We start from the raw sequence: 18,778 nt of genomic DNA, 5'->3' as shown, positions 1-18,778 counted from the left end.
CGTCCTGCCTTGAATCTGCATACACCGCAGATCCACTGTAGGAGTGAGCCTGCTCGCGATGGGGTCGTTACATTCAACATTAATGTTGTCTGACACTCCGCTATCGCGAGCAGGCTCACTCCTACAGGGTTTTGCATTAGCCACAAGTCTGTGGATCAGCTTAGCCCCAACTCACGCCAGATCCGCAGTACCTGCCGGCGTTCCTCGACAAACTGATCGCCCGGGATTACCCCGGCGTCCTTCTGCAAGGCCTGCCGGTGGGCGGCGGAGCGGTAGGCTTTATAGGCCTCGCGCAACAGGCTGGCGTCTTCGGCAGGCATCAGCCCTTCGTGTTCCAGCTCTTCCAGAATGCGGATGTTATCGGTCCAGCGCAGCAATGGCGGGTGGCTGTGCGACCACGCCAGGGCCGCGTATTGCACCATAAATTCAATATCGACGATACCTCCGGCGTCCTGCTTGAGGTCGAACGGCGCAGTGGCCTCGAAGGCATTTGCCGCCGTGCCGGCCGCGGTGCCCTTGCTGCCGAGGTTGTCGCGCATCTTGGCGCGCATCTCGCTGACTTCCTGCTGCAGCTTCGCCAGATCCCGCGCCTTGCCCAAGACCTGCGCCCGGACTTTCTCGAACGCCTGCCCGACATCCTGACTGCCGACCAGCACCCGCGCCCGCACCAGCGCCTGATGTTCCCAGGTCCAGGCTTCATTTTCCTGATAGCGCTCGAACGCACCGAGCGAACTGACCAACAGCCCTGACGCACCGGACGGCCGCAGGCGCATGTCCACTTCATACAACTGACCGGAGTTGGTCTGCGCCGTCAGCAGGTGAATGATCCGCTGGCCCAGCCGGGTGAAGTACTGCGCACCATCGATCGGCTTCGGCCCGTCGGTTTCCGCCTGCGGATCGCCGTCATGGATGAACACCAGGTCCAGGTCCGAACCATGCCCCAGTTCCAGCCCGCCGACTTTCCCATAACCGACAATGATGAAGCCGGGATCGCACAAGGTGCCGTCGGTCCGCAGCGGCGTACCGTACTTGGCGACCGTCTGGCGCCAGGCCAGGGCCAGCACCTGCTCCAGAATCGCTTCGGCCAGCCAGGTCAGGTAATCACTGACTTTCATCAACGGCAGGCTGCCGGCGATTTCCGAAGCGGCGACGCGCAAACGGTGCGCGAGCTTGAAGTGACGCAAGGCTTCCATCTGCTGTTCGAGGTCGTCTTCGGGAATCCGCGTCAGGCGCTCGCGCAGCTCGGCGGCCAGTTCAGGGGCCAGTGGCGGCTTGAACAGGCGACCTTCGTTGAGCAATTCGTCGAGCAACAGCGGGAAGCGCGTGATCTGCTCGGCAATCCACGGACTGGCCGCACACAGCGTCAGCAAGCGCCGCAAGGCGCCGGGGTTTTCCGTCAGCAACACTAAATAAGCCGAACGCCGGGCCACTGCTTCAACCAGCGGCAATACCCTTTCAAGCACCAGATCCGGATTGGCATGCTCCACCGCTTGCGCCAGCAGGCGCGGAATAAAGGCATCAAGACGCTCACGTCCCAACCGCTGCATCGCACGCAACTGCGGGCTGCTGCGCAAACCGGCCAGCGCTTTCAGCGCTTTGGTCGCGTCCTTGAATCCGCCTTCTTCCAACTGTCGGCAAGCGGCTTCTTCATCCTGCGCCTCTTCCCACAGTGGCAGCCATTCACCGCCAACCACCACTTCGCAATCGGCGCCCTCCTCTTCATCAGGATCGGCGATCACCTGCGCAAAGTGCCAGGCCACCCGGCCACGCCAGAACATCAGTTTCTCGTGGAAAGCGTCCCAATCGGCGAAACCGAGCATGAACGCGATCCGTGCCTGATCCTGAGCACTGTCCGGCAACATCTGGGTTTGGCGGTCGGCAATCGCCTGGATCGCGTGTTCGGTGTAGCGCAGGAATTCGTAACCTTCGCGCAACTCGCTGATCACCGCTGGCGGCAGATAGCCCTGCCCCTCCAGCGTGCTCAATACCTTTAATAGAGGACGTTGCTGCAGACTCAGATCGCGTCCACCGTGGATCAACTGGAAGGCCTGGGCGATGAACTCGACTTCGCGGATACCGCCGGAGCCCAGCTTGATATTGTCGGCCATGCCCTTGCGCCGCACTTCCTGCTGGATCAGCTGCTTCATGGTGCGCAGCGCTTCGATCGCCGAGAAGTCCAGATAACGCCGATAGACGAATGGCCGCAGCATGTCGAGCAACTGCGCGCCAGCCGCTTGATCGCCGGCCACCACCCGCGCCTTGATCATCGCGTAGCGTTCCCAGTCGCGGCCCTGATCCTGGTAATACTGCTCCAGCGCATTGAAGCTCAGCACCAGCGCGCCGGAGGAGCCGTACGGGCGCAGGCGCATGTCGACGCGGAACACGAAGCCGTCGACGGTCATCGGGTCGAGGGCCTTGATCAGACGCTGGCCGAGGCGGATGAAGAACTCCTGATTATCCAGCGCGCGTTTCACACCGACGGTTTCGCCGCCCTCGGGGTAGGCGAAAATCAGGTCGATGTCCGACGACAGGTTCAGCTCGACCGCGCCGAGCTTGCCCATGCCGAGGATGACCATCTGCTGCGGCAAGCCGCTGCGCCGGCCGGTCGGCGTGCCGAACTGCTGGCAATGGCGGCTGTACAGCCATTGATAGGCCTGGTCGATGGTCGCGTCGGCCATGTCGGAAAGATCACGGCAGGTCTGCACCAGATCGGCCTGGCGGTTCAGGTCACGCCAGATGATCCGCACTTGCTGGCGAGCGCGCTGACGACGCAGTACGCGCCCGAGTTCGTCTTCGCCTTGCGCGGTGTTCACGGCGGCGGCAATCTGCGCGCACAGCTCACCCGGCGCGAACGGCCGGTCGAGTTCACCGGACTGCACCAGCGACAGCAACATCAAAGGGTCACGAACGCTCTGTTCAATGAAGAAATCGCTGGCGGCACTGACGCGGGCGAATTGCGCCCAGCGCTCCGGCGTCCAGGTCGAGAAGCCGTAATCGTCTTCCAGTGAGGCGACGGCCGTACGGAACGACTGCTCGGATCGAGTGACCAACGGCAGGAGAATGGCGGGCAGTCCGGCAAGCGCGGGCAGGGTCATGGTCTATCCTTGATCGGCGTGTAAATGGCCGCTTGTAGTGAATGATGAAAACCCGCTACGCGAAGGACTGTCGAACAAAAGTTAGAAATAGCTGAAATTTCTTCTTCTTTAGCACCCAGCATCAAAGTTTCACCTTTTATGGATGGCAATCGACCAACCTTAACGATTATTCTCACAACGCAGTCGGAGGCCACAAGCCTTTCATCTGTAGTTTTACTACTCGTCTATACATCCGAAAGGCTGAAATGCTCAAAGATTTGTAGTAAAACTACACGCCGCCGAAACAACCTGTCGGCAATCCAAGAATTTTAAATCGTCTGCCCACAAGGCCAGTCGCAAACTCAGGCAACCGATTCTGGAAGCCTTTCCGCCCTGGAGCAAGCCATGCAAGACCTCGATCCCGTCGAAACCCAGGAATGGCTGGACGCCCTGGAATCGGTTCTCGACAAAGAAGGCGAAGACCGTGCTCACTATCTGATGACCCGTATGGGCGAACTCGCGACCCGCAGCGGCTCGCAGCTCCCTTACGCCATCACCACGCCTTACCGCAACACCATTCCGGTAACCCACGAAGCACGCATGCCTGGCGACCTGTTCATGGAACGCCGCATTCGCTCGCTGGTACGCTGGAACGCGATGGCCATGGTAATGCGTACGAACCTGAAAGATTCTGACCTGGGTGGTCACATCTCCAGCTTCGCCTCCAGTGCGACCCTGTATGACATCGGCTTCAACTACTTCTTCCAGGCCCCGACCGACGAACACGGCGGCGACCTGATCTACTTCCAGGGCCACACCTCGCCAGGCGTTTACGCCCGTGCGTTCATGGAAGGCCGCATCACCGAAGACCAGATGAACAACTTCCGCCAGGAAGTCGACGGTCAGGGCCTGTCGTCCTACCCGCACCCTTGGCTGATGCCTGACTTCTGGCAGTTCCCGACCGTATCCATGGGTCTGGGTCCGATCCAGGCGATCTACCAGGCACGCTTCATGAAGTACCTGGAACACCGCGGTTTCATCCAGCCGGGCAAACAGAAAGTCTGGTGCTTCCTGGGCGACGGCGAGTGCGACGAGCCGGAATCCCTGGGCGCGATCTCCCTGGCCGGCCGCGAGAAACTGGACAACCTGATCTTCGTCATCAACTGCAACCTGCAGCGCCTCGACGGCCCGGTTCGCGGCAACGGCAAGATCATCCAGGAACTCGAAGGCGTGTTCCGCGGTGCTCAGTGGAACGTGACCAAAGTCATCTGGGGCCGTTTCTGGGACCCACTGCTGGCCAAAGACGTCGACGGCATCCTGCAACGTCGCATGGACGAAGTCATCGACGGCGAGTACCAGAACTACAAAGCCAAAGACGGCGCGTTCGTCCGTGAACACTTCTTCAACACGCCAGAACTCAAGGCGATGGTTGCTGATCTGTCCGACGACGAGATCTGGAAACTCAACCGTGGCGGCCACGACCCGTACAAGGTCTACGCGGCGTACCACGAAGCGGTCAATCACAAAGAACAACCGACTGTCATCCTCGCCAAGACCATCAAAGGTTATGGCACCGGTGCCGGCGAAGCGAAAAACACTGCGCACAACACCAAGAAAGTCGACGTCGACAGCCTGAAGTTGTTCCGCGATCGTTTCGACATCCCGGTCAAGGACGAAGAACTGGAGAACCTGCCGTTCTTCAAGCCAGAGCCAAACAGCGCCGAAGCCCGCTACCTCAGCGAGCGTCGCACTGCACTGGGCGGTTTCGTTCCACAGCGCCGCGCACAGAGCTTCAGCGTGCCGACGCCGGATCTGGACACCCTCAAAGCCATCCTCGATGGTTCGGGCGACCGTGAAATCTCCACCACCATGGCTTTCGTGCGGATCCTCGCACAACTGGTCAAGGACAAGGAAATCGGCCCGCGCATCGTGCCGATCATCCCGGACGAAGCCCGTACCTTCGGTATGGAAGGCATGTTCCGTCAGTTGGGCATCTACTCGTCCGTCGGCCAGCTCTACGAGCCAGTCGATAAAGACCAGGTGATGTTCTACAAGGAAGACCAGAAAGGTCAGATCCTTGAAGAAGGCATCAACGAAGCGGGCGCCATGAGCTCGTTCATCGCTGCCGGTACTTCGTACTCCAGCCATAACCAGCCGATGCTGCCGTTCTACATCTTCTACTCGATGTTCGGCTTCCAGCGTATTGGTGACCTGGCTTGGGCCGCTGGCGACAGCCGCACCCGTGGCTTCCTGATCGGTGGCACCGCCGGCCGTACCACCCTGAACGGTGAAGGCCTGCAACACGAAGACGGTCACAGCCACCTGCTGGCCGCGACCATCCCGAACTGCCGCACCTACGATCCAACCTACGGCTACGAGCTGGCGGTGATCATTCAGGACGGCATGAAGAAGATGACCGAAGAGCAACAGGACATCTTCTACTACATCACCGTGATGAACGAGTCGTACCAGCAGCCAGCCATGCCGGCCGGTGCCGAAGAAGGCATCAAGAAAGGCATGTACCTGCTCGAAGAAGACACCCGCGATGCGGCGCACCACGTACAGCTGATGGGCTCCGGCACCATCCTGCGTGAAGTCCGTGAAGCGGCGAAGATTCTGCGTGAAGAGTTCAACGTTGGCGCCGACGTGTGGAGCGTTACCAGCTTCAACGAACTGCGTCGCGACGGCCTCGCTGTCGAGCGCAGCAACCGTCTGAAGCCGGGCCAGAAGCCTAAGCTGAGCTACGTCGAAGAGTGCCTGAACGGCCGTAAGGGTCCGGTCATCGCGTCTACCGACTACATGAAACTGTTCGCCGAGCAGATCCGTCAGTGGGTACCGTCCAAGGAATTCAAAGTCCTGGGCACCGACGGTTTCGGCCGCAGCGACAGCCGCAAGAAACTGCGTCATTTCTTCGAAGTCGACCGTCATTTCGTGGTGTTGGCAGCCCTGGAAGCACTGGCTGACCGTGGTGATATCGAACCTAAAGTCGTGGCTGAGGCCATCGTCAAATTCGGCATCGACCCGGAAAAACGCAACCCACTGGACTGCTGAGGAGACATTTTGTGAGCGAACTCATTCGCGTACCTGACATCGGCAGCGGTGAAGGTGAAGTAATTGAACTGTTTGTGAAGGTCGGCGACCGTATCGAAGCCGACCAGAGCATCCTGACCCTGGAATCGGACAAGGCCAGCATGGAAGTGCCGGCCCCGAAAGCCGGCGTCATCAAAAGCCTGAAAGTGAAGCTGGGCGACCGTCTGAAAGAAGGCGACGAACTGCTTGAGCTGGAAGTCGAGGGCGCCGCGCAAGCGGCTCCTGCGCCTGCCGCTGCACCGGCGGCAAAAGCTGAAGCCAAACCGGCTGCTGCTCCTGCTGCCGCGCCTGCCGCTGCCCCTGCTGCCGCGTCGGTTCAGCAAGTGCACGTGCCGGACATCGGTTCGTCGGGCAAGGCGCAGATCATCGAGATCCAGGTCAAGGTCGGCGACAAGGTCGAAGCTGATCAATCGCTGATCACCCTGGAATCCGACAAGGCCAGCATGGAAATCCCGTCGCCTGCCGCTGGCGTGGTCAAGGCCATCAGCGTCAAGCTCAACGACGAAGTCGGCACTGGCGACCTGATCCTGGATCTGGAAGTGGCGGGTGCTGCGGCCCCTGCGACTGCCGCTCCGGCTCAAGCTGCTGCTCCGGCCGCTGCACCTGCTCCTGCAGCAGCCCCGGCTGCTCCAGTGGCCGACAGCGTTCAGGACATCCACGTTCCGGACATCGGCTCGGCTGGCAAAGCCAAGATCATCGAAGTGTTGGTCAAGGCTGGCGACAGCGTTGAAGCCGACCAGTCGCTGATCACTCTGGAATCCGACAAGGCGAGCATGGAAATCCCGTCGCCTGCCGCAGGCGTGGTGGAAAGTGTTTCGATCAAGCTGGACGACGAAGTCGGTACTGGCGACCTGATCCTCAAGCTGAAAGTCAAAGGCGCAGCGCCTGCTGCTGCCCCGGCTCCAGCTGCGGCTGCTGCTCCAAGTGCTTCAGCCGCTGCTGCTCCGGCTGCCGCTGCGCCTGCACCTGCTGCCGCTCCAGCCGCCGCACCGGCTGCTACGCCAGCGAAACCGGGCGCAAAAGTTCACGCCGGCCCAGCCGTGCGTCAACTGGCCCGTGAGTTCGGCGTCGAGCTGAACGCTGTCGGCGCCAGCGGCCCGCACGGTCGTATCTTGAAAGAAGACGTGCAGGTTTACGTCAAAGCGATGATGCAGAAGGCCAAGGAAGCACCGGCCGCTGCTGCTGGCGCAACCGGTGGCGCGGGCATCCCGCCGATTCCGGTCGTCGATTTCAGCCGTTTCGGCGAAATCGAAGAAGTGCCGATGACTCGCCTGATGCAAATCGGCGCGTCGAGCCTGCACCGCAGCTGGCTGAACATCCCGCACGTGACTCAGTTCGACTCGGCTGATATCACCGAGCTGGAAGCGTTCCGCGTGGCCCAGAAAGCCGTTGCAGAGAAGGCCGGCGTCAAGCTGACCATCCTGCCGCTGCTGCTCAAGTCGTGCGCACACATGCTCAAGGAGCTGCCGGACTTCAACAGTTCGCTGGCGCCAAGCGGCAAAGCGATTATCCGCAAGAAGTACGTCAACATCGGCTTCGCCGTCGACACTCCAGATGGCCTGCTGGTACCGGTCATCAAGAACGTCGACCAGAAGAGCCTGTTGCAACTGGCAGCCGAAGCCGCTGCGCTGGCTGCCAAAGCCCGCGACAAGAAGCTCACCGCTGACGACATGCAAGGCGCCTGCTTCACCATTTCCAGCCTCGGCCACATTGGCGGCACCGGCTTCACGCCGATCGTCAACGCGCCGGAAGTGGCGATCCTCGGTGTATCCAAGGCAACCATCCAGCCAGTCTGGGACGGCAAAGCCTTCCAGCCGAAACTGATGCTGCCGCTGTCGTTGTCCTACGATCACCGTGTGATCAACGGCGCCGCTGCCGCACGCTTCACCCAGCGTCTGGGCAGCCTGCTGGCGGACATCCGCACCATCCTGCTGTAATCCCAAGCGGCCCTCCGGCAACGGAGGGCCGCTTGTGTTTCACGTTTTCGAGCGCCACACGCTCGTACCTCAACCCCGTCAGTTTGACGGGGCTTTTTTTGCCTGAAACCAAAAGCAGCGCCCCTTCCTACACGTTCGGCTTACTTAAGCTACGAACGCAGTCCACTTCGCCTCGATATTTTTTGCCGGCAGGCAACTAACCTTCGGCCCTCTAGTTAAATAACAAATCCCCCATGTTATTAACAAAACATAAAACTTACTCGAATGGATTCGAATATGTTCAAACCGACTATTGGCCCGATCATCGGCCACACTACAACTAACCATGCACGAATATTTATGCGCGCAGACAATCAGGGCCCTGCGCGGGTATTTGCGGCGATCCGTTACCGGGCAGCAGGCACACAGCAGTGGTCAGCCAGTATTTTTGCCGAACTCGGTTCATTGCGCGACATGACGCAAGTGTTCGCGCTTAACAACCTGAGCAGCGACACCGAATACGAATACCAGACCGGCTGGTTCAGCCCGATGAATCCGGTGCATACCGTGAACAGTGTGGCCGAGCTGCCGCTACAGTGGCCCCGGGAAATCTACCGCCTGCGCACTCGCTCCAGCCAGGCCCTGCAGCCTCGGGCTTACATCGTCGGCTCTTGCCGCTATTTGCGCATGACCGCCGGCATCCCGACCCTGCCCCACCTCGGTGACCGGATCTTCGCTTCCATCAACCAGTTGATTGAAGGTGCGCAACCGCCGATCAGCGCCACGCTGATGACTGGCGATCAGATTTATGTCGACGACCTTAATCGGTTCGCACCCGATCGCGAATACAAGGAGATCCTCAGTAAGTACCGTGCGGCATTCTCGCAGCCCAATATTCAGCGATTGATGGCTGGTACCTCGACTTACATGATTCTTGATGATCACGAAATCGAAGATAACTGGCCGGCGAATGCCGAAAGATCAGACAACGAGTTATATTCCAACGCCATGGCGGCTTATGAGATTTATCAAGCCAGCCACAGTCCTGCGCATCAACTGACAACTAACGACACAGTGAACCGGGCAAAACTCGAGCACTACTGGTATCAATTCAACGACGGTGATGTTGAATGGTTCGTGACCGACAGTCGCACCCGGCGCAACTTGTCCGCCGCTGATCGCCGCGTACTCGATGTTGAGCAGGAGCAGGCGCTACTCACATGGCTGACCAACAGTGCGGCACGGGTCAAATTCGTCGTGACCAGCGTGATGTTCTACCCGGATCGCAAACGGCTGGGTGACGACGCCTGGCAAGCCTTCCCCGAACAGCGTCTGCGCCTGCTGGAAACCATCCGCACCCAACGGATCAGGAATGTCGTGTTTGTTTCCGGCGACGTGCACGGCTCGCTGACCGCGCGCCTGACCCACAGCGAAGACCCGGACTTCGAAGTCCACACCATCGTTTCCTCGCCGTTTTGCAACAGCAAGCTGCTGCCCTACGCCACGGCGTCGACGTTCATTCTCGATCAGCCGCTGGTGCGCACCGCAGCGGGCGACTATCAGCATGAGTTGACCAGCGCAGTGGTCAGCGAAGACAACTTCGCCCATCTGCTGGTCGACGCTGGAGCCATTCAGGTCAATTACCATGATCGTGATGGCAAACGCCTGCAATCGACCGAAATCACCCTGCGCTGAAGCTATGAAAAAATGCCGTTCCCGCGCACAAACCGCTCTGGAATGGTACTTCAGGAGTTCAATCGCATTACTTTGCAACGCGCGCTGGAGAAATGCCTTGGGCGGCCGACATATTCTTATAGCACTTGGCCTTCATCTCTCTTGTCAGTCGGTGCCGCAATGATGCAACCTTGCCGCAGGCAACAGTAAAGAGGGCGAGAGCCCGGCGCGTTCAGCATATTTCCAAGCGAGTTCCTTCATGAAGAGCCAACCCGATGCCGCCAGCCGTATGGCGGCCGAGGTAGTGACGCAGTTGCCTGTGCCCTCGCGGCTCGGCATGCTGCGTTTCGAGCGCTTGAATGAAGCCAGTTGGGCGATGCTGTTTCTCGATCCCAATTGCGAGCGCCAGTTCGGCCAGCCAGCCGTCGAACTCTGCGCGCTGGTCGGCTCGCCCTACGCCAGCCTGATGGAGCCCGAAGCGCGCTATCAACTGCACGACGCGATCCAGCAGCAACTGCGCGACAGCCCGCATTATCTGGTGCGCTACACCCTGCACACCGCCGCCGGTGCCTTGAGCATCCTCGAACTCGGTGAGGCCTACAAACAGCACAATCGGCATCTGTTACGCGGCTATCTGCTGGCCGTCGACAACGTGTTCGACGAAGCGCCGACGCTACCGTCCGTCGACCTCGAAACCCAGAATTCCCGCCTGCAGATCGCCCTGGAACTGAACCAGCGCGCCCAGCAGGAACAACTGCTGCACCTTGAGCGAGTGCGCGCCCAACAGGATCTGATCCTGCTGCTGGCCCGCCAGCGCTACAGCAGCCACAACTCGCTGCAGGAAGCCGCCGAGCTGATCACCCGCTGCGCCTGCGACATCTATGAAATCGATTGCGCCAGCCTGTGGAACCTCGAAGGTAATCTGCTGGTGCCGATTTCGGCGTATCACCGCGCGACCCAGGAATACCTACTGCCGGAGGTAATCGACATCAGCGGTTTCCCCGACTACATGGAAGCCCTGCATGGCAGCCGCGCCATCGACGCGCACAATGCGATGCGCGACCCGCGCACCCGCGAGATGGCCGAAGCCCTGCGCCCGCGCGACGTCAATGCGATGCTCGACGCCAGCATCCGCGTCGATGGCCAAGTGGTCGGCGTGCTGTGCCTGGAGCAGACCGGCGTTACCCGCGCCTGGCAGTCCGATGAAATCGCCTTTGCCGGTGAGCTGGCCGACCAGTTCGCGCAGGTCATCAACAACCATAACCGTCGCACCGCCACCAGCGCCCTGCACCTGTTCCAGCGCGCGGTAGAGCAAAGCGCCAACGCCTTTTTGCTGGTCAATTGCGACGGCGTGGTCGAGTACGTCAACCCGAGCTTCACCGCGATCACCCAGTACACCACCGAGGAAGTCCACGGCCAGCGCCTGTCCGAGTTGCCGGCGCTGGAGAATCTCAGCGAACTGCTGTTCGACGCCCCCTCGGCGCTGGCCAAGAGCAACAGCTGGCAGGGCGAATTCAAGAGCCGCCGCAAAAACCTCGAACCGTACTGGGGCCAGTTGTCGATCTCCAAGGTGTATGGCGACAACCGCGAGCTGACGCACTACATCGGCATCTACGAAGACATCACCCAGACCAAACTGGCGCAGCAGCGCATCGAGCGTCTGGCGTACACCGACAACCTGACCAACCTTGGCAACCGTCCTGCCTTTATCCGCAATCTGGACGAACGCTTTGCCCGCGATAGCGATACCCCGATCAGCCTGTTGCTGGTGGACATCGACAACTTCAAGCGGATCAACGACAGCCTCGGCCACCAGACCGGCGACAAACTGTTGATCAGCCTCGCTCGGCGTCTGCGTAATAGCCTGAGCCCGAGCGGTAGCCTGGCGCGTTTCGCCAGTAACGAATTTGCCGTGCTGCTGGACGACACTGATCTCGCCACCGGCCAGCAGATCGCCAATCAATTGCTGGCGACCCTCGACAAACCGATGTTCGTCGACAACCAGTTGATCAGCGTCACCGGCTCCGTAGGCCTGGCCTGCGCGCCGCTGCACGGGCGCGATCCGCAAACCCTGATGCGCAACGCCGGCCTTGCCCTGCACAAGGCCAAGGCCAACGGCAAACATCAGGTGCAAGTCTTCACCGAAGCGTTGAACGCCGAGGCCAGCTACAAACTGTTCGTCGAAAACAACCTGCGCCGCGCGCTGACGCAAAATGAGCTGGACGTGTTCTACCAGCCCAAGCTGTGCCTGCGCAGCGGTCGTCTGCTGGGGATGGAAGCGCTGCTGCGCTGGAACCATCCGGAGCGCGGGATGATCCGCCCGGATCAGTTCATCAGCGTTGCCGAAGAGACCGGCCTGATCATTCCGATCGGCAAGTGGATCGCGCGTCAGGCCTGCCGCATGAGCAAAGCCCTGACTGCCGCCGGCATGGGCAATTTGCAGGTGGCGATCAACCTGTCGCCGAAACAGTTCTCTGACCCGGATCTGGTGGCCTCGATCGCCAACATCCTCAAGGAAGAAGCGCTGCCAGCCAATCTGCTGGAGCTGGAACTGACCGAAGGCCTGCTGCTGGAAGCCACCGAAGACACGCACTTGCAGCTCGATCAGCTCAAGCGCCTCGGGCTGACACTGGCCATGGACGACTTCGGCACCGGGTACTCATCGCTGAGTTATCTGAAGAAATTCCCGATCGACATCATCAAGATCGATCGCAGCTTCATCCACGAAATCCCCGACAACCAGGACGACATGGAAATCACCTCGGCGGTGATCGCCATGGCGCACAACCTGAAACTCAAGGTTGTGGCCGAAGGCATCGAGACTGCCGAGCAACTGGCGTTTCTGCGTCGCCACCGCTGCGACGTCGGCCAGGGCTACCTGTTCGACCGGCCGATCCCCGGCGCCGAGCTGATCCAGGCACTCAAGCGCTACCCGCGCGGCCCGCTCTGCCTCTAAATCCCATCTGTCGAAGATCCCCTGTGGGAGCGAGCCTGCTCGCGAAGGTGATAAAACCGTCGAACATCATCGTCGCCTGACACACCGCTTTCGCGAGCAGGCTCGCTCCCACATTTGGATAGTGCGAAGTCGGGCATCATTGGGCACACTGGCGGTCTGACTTTTCACATCCAACCTGACTGAGAGGAACGATCATGGTTCTGCGCTCGGAAATTCTGGTGAACAAAAACGTGCTACCGACTAAAGACCAAGCTCTGCCCGGCCGCGAAACCGCGATGACCCTGCCTGAAAAGCATTTCGTCTTCGAAGAAACCCCGCTGCTCGGCCCGTTTTTCCAGGACGTCGACTTTGCGATTTTCGGTCTGGGCTGCTTCTGGGGCGCCGAGCGCCGCTTTTGGCAGCGTGAAGGTGTGGTCAGCACCGTGGTCGGCTACGCCGGCGGCTACACGCCGAACCCGACTTATGAAGAAGTCTGCTCGGGCCTGACCGGCCACGCCGAAGTGGTGCTGGTGGTGTATGACAAGGCCAAGGTCAGCTACGAAGAGCTGCTGGCGATGTTCTGGGAACTGCACAACCCGACGCAGGGGATGCGCCAGGGCAACGACATCGGCACCCAGTACCGCTCTGTGATCTACGCGACCTCGCCAGAGCAACTGGATGCGGCGCTGAAGAGCAAAGCGGTGTATCAGGCTGAACTGTCGAAGGCCGGTCTGGGCGAAATCAGCACCGATATCGAACAGGCGCCGACCGTGTACTTCGCCGAGGCGTATCACCAGCAGTATCTGGCGAAGAACCCTGAAGGCTATTGCGGGATTGGCGGCACCGGCGTTTGCATGCCACCGAGTCTGGCGGGTAACTGACCCCGTCGACGGATCGTTCCCACGCTCTGCGTGGGAATGCAGCCCGGGACGCTCCGCGTCCCAACAGCAGACGCAGAGCGTCCATTGAGGCATTCCCACGCAGAGCGTGGGGACGATCGCCCTACTGATCAACTCTCGGCAATCAACCAATCCATCTGCCACCCACCCTGGGTCTGCCCAAGCTTCTTCGACAACCACGGCAACAGCTCACGCAATTCTTCCTCCAGCCCCCACGGCGGATTGGCTATCGCCATGCCCGAACCGTTCAGGCTGTTCGGCGTGTCCAGCGGATGCACCAGCAACTCCACGCGCAGCAGTTTCGGCGCGCCAGTACCGGCCAGATCCTGATAGAAACGACGCAGCGCACGCTGGTCCTTCACCGGGTACCAGATCGCCGCCACTGTTTGGCGCATCCGGCTAATCGCTTCTTTCAACGACGCCGCACAACGCTGCATCTCATCGAGCTGTTCAAACGGCGGATCAATCAACATCACCGCACGCTTCTCCTGCACCGGCAGCATTGCCCGCGCCACATGCCAGCCCTCGCCCAGATGCACTTTCACCCGACGGTCACCGGCCATGTTGTCCTTGAGCAGCACGCCGTCTTCCGGGTGCTTCTCGTTGAGCATCACCCGGTCCTGCGGCCGGGTCAGACGCCGCGCCAGCTCCGGCGAGCCCGGGTAGTAACGCAACTGGCCATCCGGGTTCATCTGGTGCAGCACCTTCATGTAGTCGGCGGTCAGCGCTGGCAGATCCGGCTGATCCCACAAACGCGCGATGCCTTCCAGGTACTCGCCGGTACGGTTGGCCTGATCGCCCTGCAAGTCATACAGACCAATACCGGCGTGCGTGTCGAGATAGGCAAACGGCTGCTCCTTGCGCGACATCAGGGCGATGAGGCGGGTCAAGGTCAGGTGTTTGAACACATCGGCGTGATTGCCGGCATGGAAGGCGTGACGATAATTCATGGCTGCTCCTGCGAAGGGCGCAAAGTTTACCTTTTACCGGGCGGCAAGTCAGGGGTTCGCAGCCGAGCGGCCTCTTACACATCAAGAATCTGGCCCAATACCCGTGGCGAGGGGATTTATCCCCGATGGGCTGCGCAGCGGCCCCGATTCTGCCAACGTGGTGTGTCTGGTGCATCGCGATGACAGGTCATAGGGCCGCTTCGCTGCCCATCGGGGATAAACCCCCTCGCCACAGGTCATTTATCTCGCTTAACTGGCAGGTAACCTCGACAGGAAGTCAAACCCATGCGTCGCCCACTTATTTTCTCTCTGTCCCTGATCTGCTCAATGCACGCCCTTTCGGGTGAAAGTCACAGAGCGCAGGCTCGCCAAATGCTCAAAAACTACGGTTTGAGTCACTGCATCCTGAAGCCATTCAATGAAAATTCAGCGTTGGAAAAAGACATCGGCCTGTCCGCTGGCGCCTACTCGTTCATGGGCAAAGGCATGCACACCGTCCTGCAAAATGAAGACACGCTGCAGGTGCTGCACGATCCATATAAAGAAACCAGAAACTATGTGTATGCGGCCTATGAGCAGACACCGTCGATCAGCAAGCACTCGAAAAGCAATGTCGTTTTTTATGGCTGCCTGGAGGTCTACAACTCAGAGGCTTTCGACAGATTTATCAAGACTCAGGATCGCTACATCGCAGACTGACTGCCGCACCCTCAACGTCAAAAGATCGCAGCCTTCGGCAGCCCCTACAGATGATCCCGTGCAGGAGCTGCCGAAGGCTGCGATCTTTTGATCTTGCGGTATCAGGAAGGCGTGGCGCCCAAGCGTCGACCGATGACGTCTAGCAAATCACAGCCGTCGCGCAAGGGGATGGCGCAGAGTTTGGCGAAGTCGCTGAGGATGATGGAGTCGCACTCGATCGAACCGCGCATGCACAGGTTTTCCAGCACTTGGACAACGGTGCGGATGCGGTAGTTGGCGGCGTCCATCAGGACGCTGGAAGGGGCATGGGTGTCGACGAACAGCGTGGGCATGTCGTTGCAGTTGCCGGTCAATGCCATGTAGCGGTTGTCGGGATGGGGGATGTGTTTTACGTAGGGAGGATCGGGTTTGAGCGTCGTCATTTCAGTTGCACCTCAATAGGTTAAGAGGGGCTGCCAATGACCTTCCTACAGGTTTGGGTGGCAGCCGTACGCGAGAGTAGGAAACTGAGAAACCCACCAAACTCAGCTACGCCGAAGCGTTCCCGCGCACAGCCGCCGCAAAGATATCAGGGGCACGAATTAAGTCCCGCAATCAAACGACAGCGCTGATGCGCGGTGAATTTCTCAGGGTTCCTACACCCTGTCACCACTCTCGTAGCGACAACGAAAAGACTATCCCTGCAACCCATCGCCCACCAGTTCATGCAATCCGCCGCAACTCGAAGGAATCGTCCGAGACCTTCGCCCCGAAAACTCACTCTGACTCTGCCAGCAAATACGCCAACAACGCCGATAGCGACGATTCTTCCGACATGGAAACCTGAAAAAACTGCCTGACCTTGCAGCGCAACACCGACGCGGGAAATGCTTCAAACAACGCCGGATGCTCCTCGCTCAGCCACTGCACGACATTGCCGAGCCGCGTCTCTGCACTTCCTTGCGCCAGTGATTCGGGAACGCGCCACCAAGGAAACACCCGCCCCGACACCAGCGCCCTACCCCCGACCGTAACCGCCTGACCATTGATCAAGCCTCGTCCGATCACTGGGAACAATTGCGCCGTTTCCACCTGCCCGGATTGCAAAATGGGCAGCAAAAACCGCCCATCCCAAAAGCGGAAAAACACCGCTTTACCGTCCGGCATCAACACCTGCGTCAAACTGCGCAGGTGCTCGACCAGCACGTCCAGGTCCGCCGAAGACACCGCCAGCCAACCCCAATCGCGGGACTCAGTGGTCGCCACCCAATGCAGAAACTCACTGTCGACAGCGACAATTCCCACGAACGGCATCACCGCATCCCACTCGGCGTAGATCGTGTCCGCCCAAATCGGCCTCGGCGCCACCGGCCAGGCGTTGAACGGCTCGACATCACTGGCATTACTGAAAATCGCGAACAGTTGCTCCGAAGGTTTCAGCGGTTCAAGCGCCAACCACTCAGCAGGTGTAAGGCGCTCAGGCTGCACAAACACCGTCCTTGCAACGCTCACATTCTTCGCAGAATGGCGCATCACCTTTAAAGCTCATGATTTGTGCAGCGGTGAGCATGGCCGCCGGCGCTGCTGCGAGTTTTGCCGGCAGTCCCGGCACATTCGGCGCAGCGCTCATCGCCGCCATCGGCGCACCACCGACCTGAATCGGTACGCTGCTGAAAATCCCGCCGGGGCCGATGTTGATCCACTGCCCGCCCGCCTGAATCGTCGCGCTCGCGCCGCCGTCGATGACCACTTGTTGCCCGGCGCTGACGTGGAATTGTCCGCTGGCGCTGAGCGCCTGATTGCTCACCCGAATGTGCCGATCACCAACAACCGTCAAATGGTCGTCCCTCTTCACCTCGGCCTGACGCTGGCCGTGGGTGATACGCTGTTCGTCGGCCCTCAACTCATGCTTGGCGGTGCCAGTGACGACGATGCTGCGCTGGTTGTCGACCTGCACCTGTTGGTCATGCAGTACATGCTGGGTCCAGTTGCGCTGGGCGCGCAGGTAGATTTCCTCGGCGCCTTTTTTATCCTCGATGCGCAGTTCGTTGTAACCCCCGCCACCGGGGCTGCTCTGGCTGCGGAAGATGCTGCGGGTCTGCTCGGCCGGCAAGTCCAGCGGAATCGGAGTTGCCGCGTTCGGCAGACAACCCATGACCAACGGTTTGTCGGCATCGGCGTCGATGAACCCGACCAGCACCTCCATGCCGACCCGCGGGATCAGCACGCTGCCGTAATGGTCATGCGCCCAGCCCGTAGCGACGCGCAGCCAGCAACTGGAATGCTCGTTGAGTTCGCCGTCACGATCCCAGGCCAGTTGCACCTTGACCCGACCGTACTCGTCGCAGTGGATTTCCGCGTCTTTCGGCCCAGTGACCACTGCAGGTTGATAGCCGAGCATCCGTGGTTTTTCCGGGCCAAGGGCCGGGCGGAAGAACACGTCCCACGGCGTGGCGAGAAAGGTATTACGGTAGCCCTGGAATGTTTCCCCATCACTGGTCACCGACTCCTCCAGCACTTGCGGCTGTCGCCCACGGTGCTCGAGGGTGGTGAGCAGCCAAAGGTCATTCCAGTCCTGTCGCGGGTGCTCGCTCAGTTGCAGGAAATGTCCGCACACCAGCGAGGATTCGTCGCTAAGGCCCTCGGCCTGACGGTAATCGGCGACATGTCTTTCGAGTGCGCGCTGGGCCAGATGCTTGCCGGTTTCACGATCGTTGAATTGGCCAGGAAAGTGATAATCCTCCAGCACCGGCCGTTGCTCGCCGTCGATACGGCTCTCCAACTGCAGACGCGGCTTTTCAAAGTTGTAGTCGCGGCGAGTGACCACGCTGGTGCGGGTTTCCACCCGGACATTGAAGCGCTGGATCGCCGGCGCGCCGGCCGACATGCCGCTGCCCGGCAGGTACAGCGTTGGCGTAGCCAAACGCGGGAACACCGTCTGATCGTCGCCGAACACCAATACGTGGCCTTCGGAACTGTGTTGAAAGTGGTAGTGAATGCCGACCTCGGCACACAGGCGCTGGATGAACGCCAGATCGCTCTCGGCGTACTGCACGCAGTACTCACGCACCGGGTAGTCGCTGCCGAGACGAAACGCGAAGGCATCACGCAGGATCGCGTGATCCTTGAGGATCCGCGCAACGATTTGCGGAACCGTCTGATGCTGGAAAATCCGCTGATTGATGCGGTGACCAAGGTACGTCAGACGCGGCACCAGGCTCAGGTGATAGCGCGTCAGACGTTTCCCGGAATCCCCCTGCCCAACCTGATAAATCTGACCATGGACACCGGAACCGTCTGCATCAAGGCTCAGAAACGCCTGACGGTGCAGCAGGCTTTCGAGGTCCAGATCCGGCCGCTCACTGACCAGTTCCAGTTCGAAGCGATAGGGTTGGCTAATGGCTTCCTTGCCCGTGAACTCAAGGACCTTGAGGTCAAGTTGGGCGCCTTCGAGGGTCAACGTGAAACGCGGTTGATTGGCAGGCGCGAACATCCGATGTGTCTCTGCAGAATGAGGGCGGGCGATTCTGCATGAGGGGCAAGGGGGGTTGGGTGGGTGACG

The 18,778-nt window shown here is 60.1% G+C and carries 11 protein-coding genes; 6 read left to right on the top strand and 5 right to left on the bottom strand.

The features are described 5' to 3' along the window. Positions 1 to 155: 155 nt before the first annotated feature. The gene (gene glnE, locus QMK55_RS15855; protein WP_320329534.1) at positions 156 to 3,095 is read right to left on the bottom strand and encodes a bifunctional [glutamate--ammonia ligase]-adenylyl-L-tyrosine phosphorylase/[glutamate--ammonia-ligase] adenylyltransferase; all 2,940 of its coding nucleotides are present in this window, start codon (positions 3,093 to 3,095) and stop codon (positions 156 to 158) included. A gap of 384 nt (positions 3,096 to 3,479) precedes the next feature. Here glnE and aceE point away from each other — a divergent pair, with 384 nt between their 5' ends. From aceE to msrA, 5 genes are all read left to right on the top strand, one after another. Further along, complete coding sequence (aceE, locus tag QMK55_RS15850) at positions 3,480 to 6,125, top strand: pyruvate dehydrogenase (acetyl-transferring), homodimeric type (protein WP_007915682.1); 2,646 nt, start codon at positions 3,480 to 3,482, stop codon at positions 6,123 to 6,125. Positions 6,126 to 6,136: 11 nt separating this feature from the next. After that, positions 6,137 to 8,101, top strand: coding sequence for a dihydrolipoyllysine-residue acetyltransferase (gene aceF, locus QMK55_RS15845; RefSeq protein ID WP_102355568.1), 1,965 nt, complete (start codon positions 6,137 to 6,139; stop codon positions 8,099 to 8,101). Between the two features lie 276 nt (positions 8,102 to 8,377). After that, positions 8,378 to 9,775, top strand: coding sequence for an alkaline phosphatase D family protein (locus QMK55_RS15840; protein ID WP_320329533.1), 1,398 nt, complete (start codon positions 8,378 to 8,380; stop codon positions 9,773 to 9,775). A gap of 238 nt (positions 9,776 to 10,013) precedes the next feature. Continuing rightward, the gene (locus QMK55_RS15835; RefSeq protein WP_102355570.1) at positions 10,014 to 12,710 is read left to right on the top strand and encodes a putative bifunctional diguanylate cyclase/phosphodiesterase; all 2,697 of its coding nucleotides are present in this window, start codon (positions 10,014 to 10,016) and stop codon (positions 12,708 to 12,710) included. 194 nt (positions 12,711 to 12,904) lie between these two features. Further along, on the top strand, positions 12,905 to 13,570 hold the full coding sequence (gene msrA, locus QMK55_RS15830; RefSeq protein WP_025110217.1) for a peptide-methionine (S)-S-oxide reductase MsrA: 666 nt from the start codon (positions 12,905 to 12,907) through the stop codon (positions 13,568 to 13,570). A 128-nt stretch (positions 13,571 to 13,698) separates the two neighbouring features. Here msrA and QMK55_RS15825 read toward each other — a convergent pair whose 3' ends face one another. Beyond that, positions 13,699 to 14,538 carry a 23S rRNA (adenine(2030)-N(6))-methyltransferase RlmJ gene (locus QMK55_RS15825; protein ID WP_102355571.1) on the bottom strand — a complete coding sequence of 280 codons (840 nt, stop codon included), beginning with the start codon at positions 14,536 to 14,538 and terminating at the stop codon, positions 13,699 to 13,701. Positions 14,539 to 14,823: 285 nt separating this feature from the next. On the opposite strand from QMK55_RS15825, the gene QMK55_RS15820 reads away from it, so the two are divergent. Continuing rightward, positions 14,824 to 15,237, top strand: coding sequence for a hypothetical protein (locus QMK55_RS15820; protein WP_102355572.1), 414 nt, complete (start codon positions 14,824 to 14,826; stop codon positions 15,235 to 15,237). A 101-nt stretch (positions 15,238 to 15,338) separates the two neighbouring features. Here the strand turns inward: QMK55_RS15820 and QMK55_RS15815 are convergent, their stop codons facing one another. The 3 genes from QMK55_RS15815 to QMK55_RS15805 all read right to left on the bottom strand — a co-directional run bounded on the left by QMK55_RS15815 (position 15,339) and on the right by QMK55_RS15805 (position 18,709). Beyond that, on the bottom strand, positions 15,339 to 15,659 hold the full coding sequence (locus QMK55_RS15815; protein WP_320329532.1) for a hypothetical protein: 321 nt from the start codon (positions 15,657 to 15,659) through the stop codon (positions 15,339 to 15,341). 334 nt (positions 15,660 to 15,993) lie between these two features. Continuing rightward, complete coding sequence (locus tag QMK55_RS15810; protein ID WP_102355574.1) at positions 15,994 to 16,704, bottom strand: DUF4123 domain-containing protein; 711 nt, start codon at positions 16,702 to 16,704, stop codon at positions 15,994 to 15,996. Beyond that, positions 16,694 to 18,709, bottom strand: coding sequence for a type VI secretion system tip protein VgrG (locus tag QMK55_RS15805; RefSeq protein ID WP_320329531.1), 2,016 nt, complete (start codon positions 18,707 to 18,709; stop codon positions 16,694 to 16,696). Before QMK55_RS15805 ends, QMK55_RS15810 begins: the two co-directional genes overlap by 11 nt. Positions 18,710 to 18,778 lie beyond the last annotated feature (69 nt).

This window comes from Pseudomonas sp. P8_229 (assembly GCF_034008635.1).
Classification (GTDB): domain Bacteria; phylum Pseudomonadota; class Gammaproteobacteria; order Pseudomonadales; family Pseudomonadaceae; genus Aquipseudomonas.
Note: the sequence above shows the minus strand (reverse complement) of the source record. Positions and strands in the feature narration are given on the sequence as shown.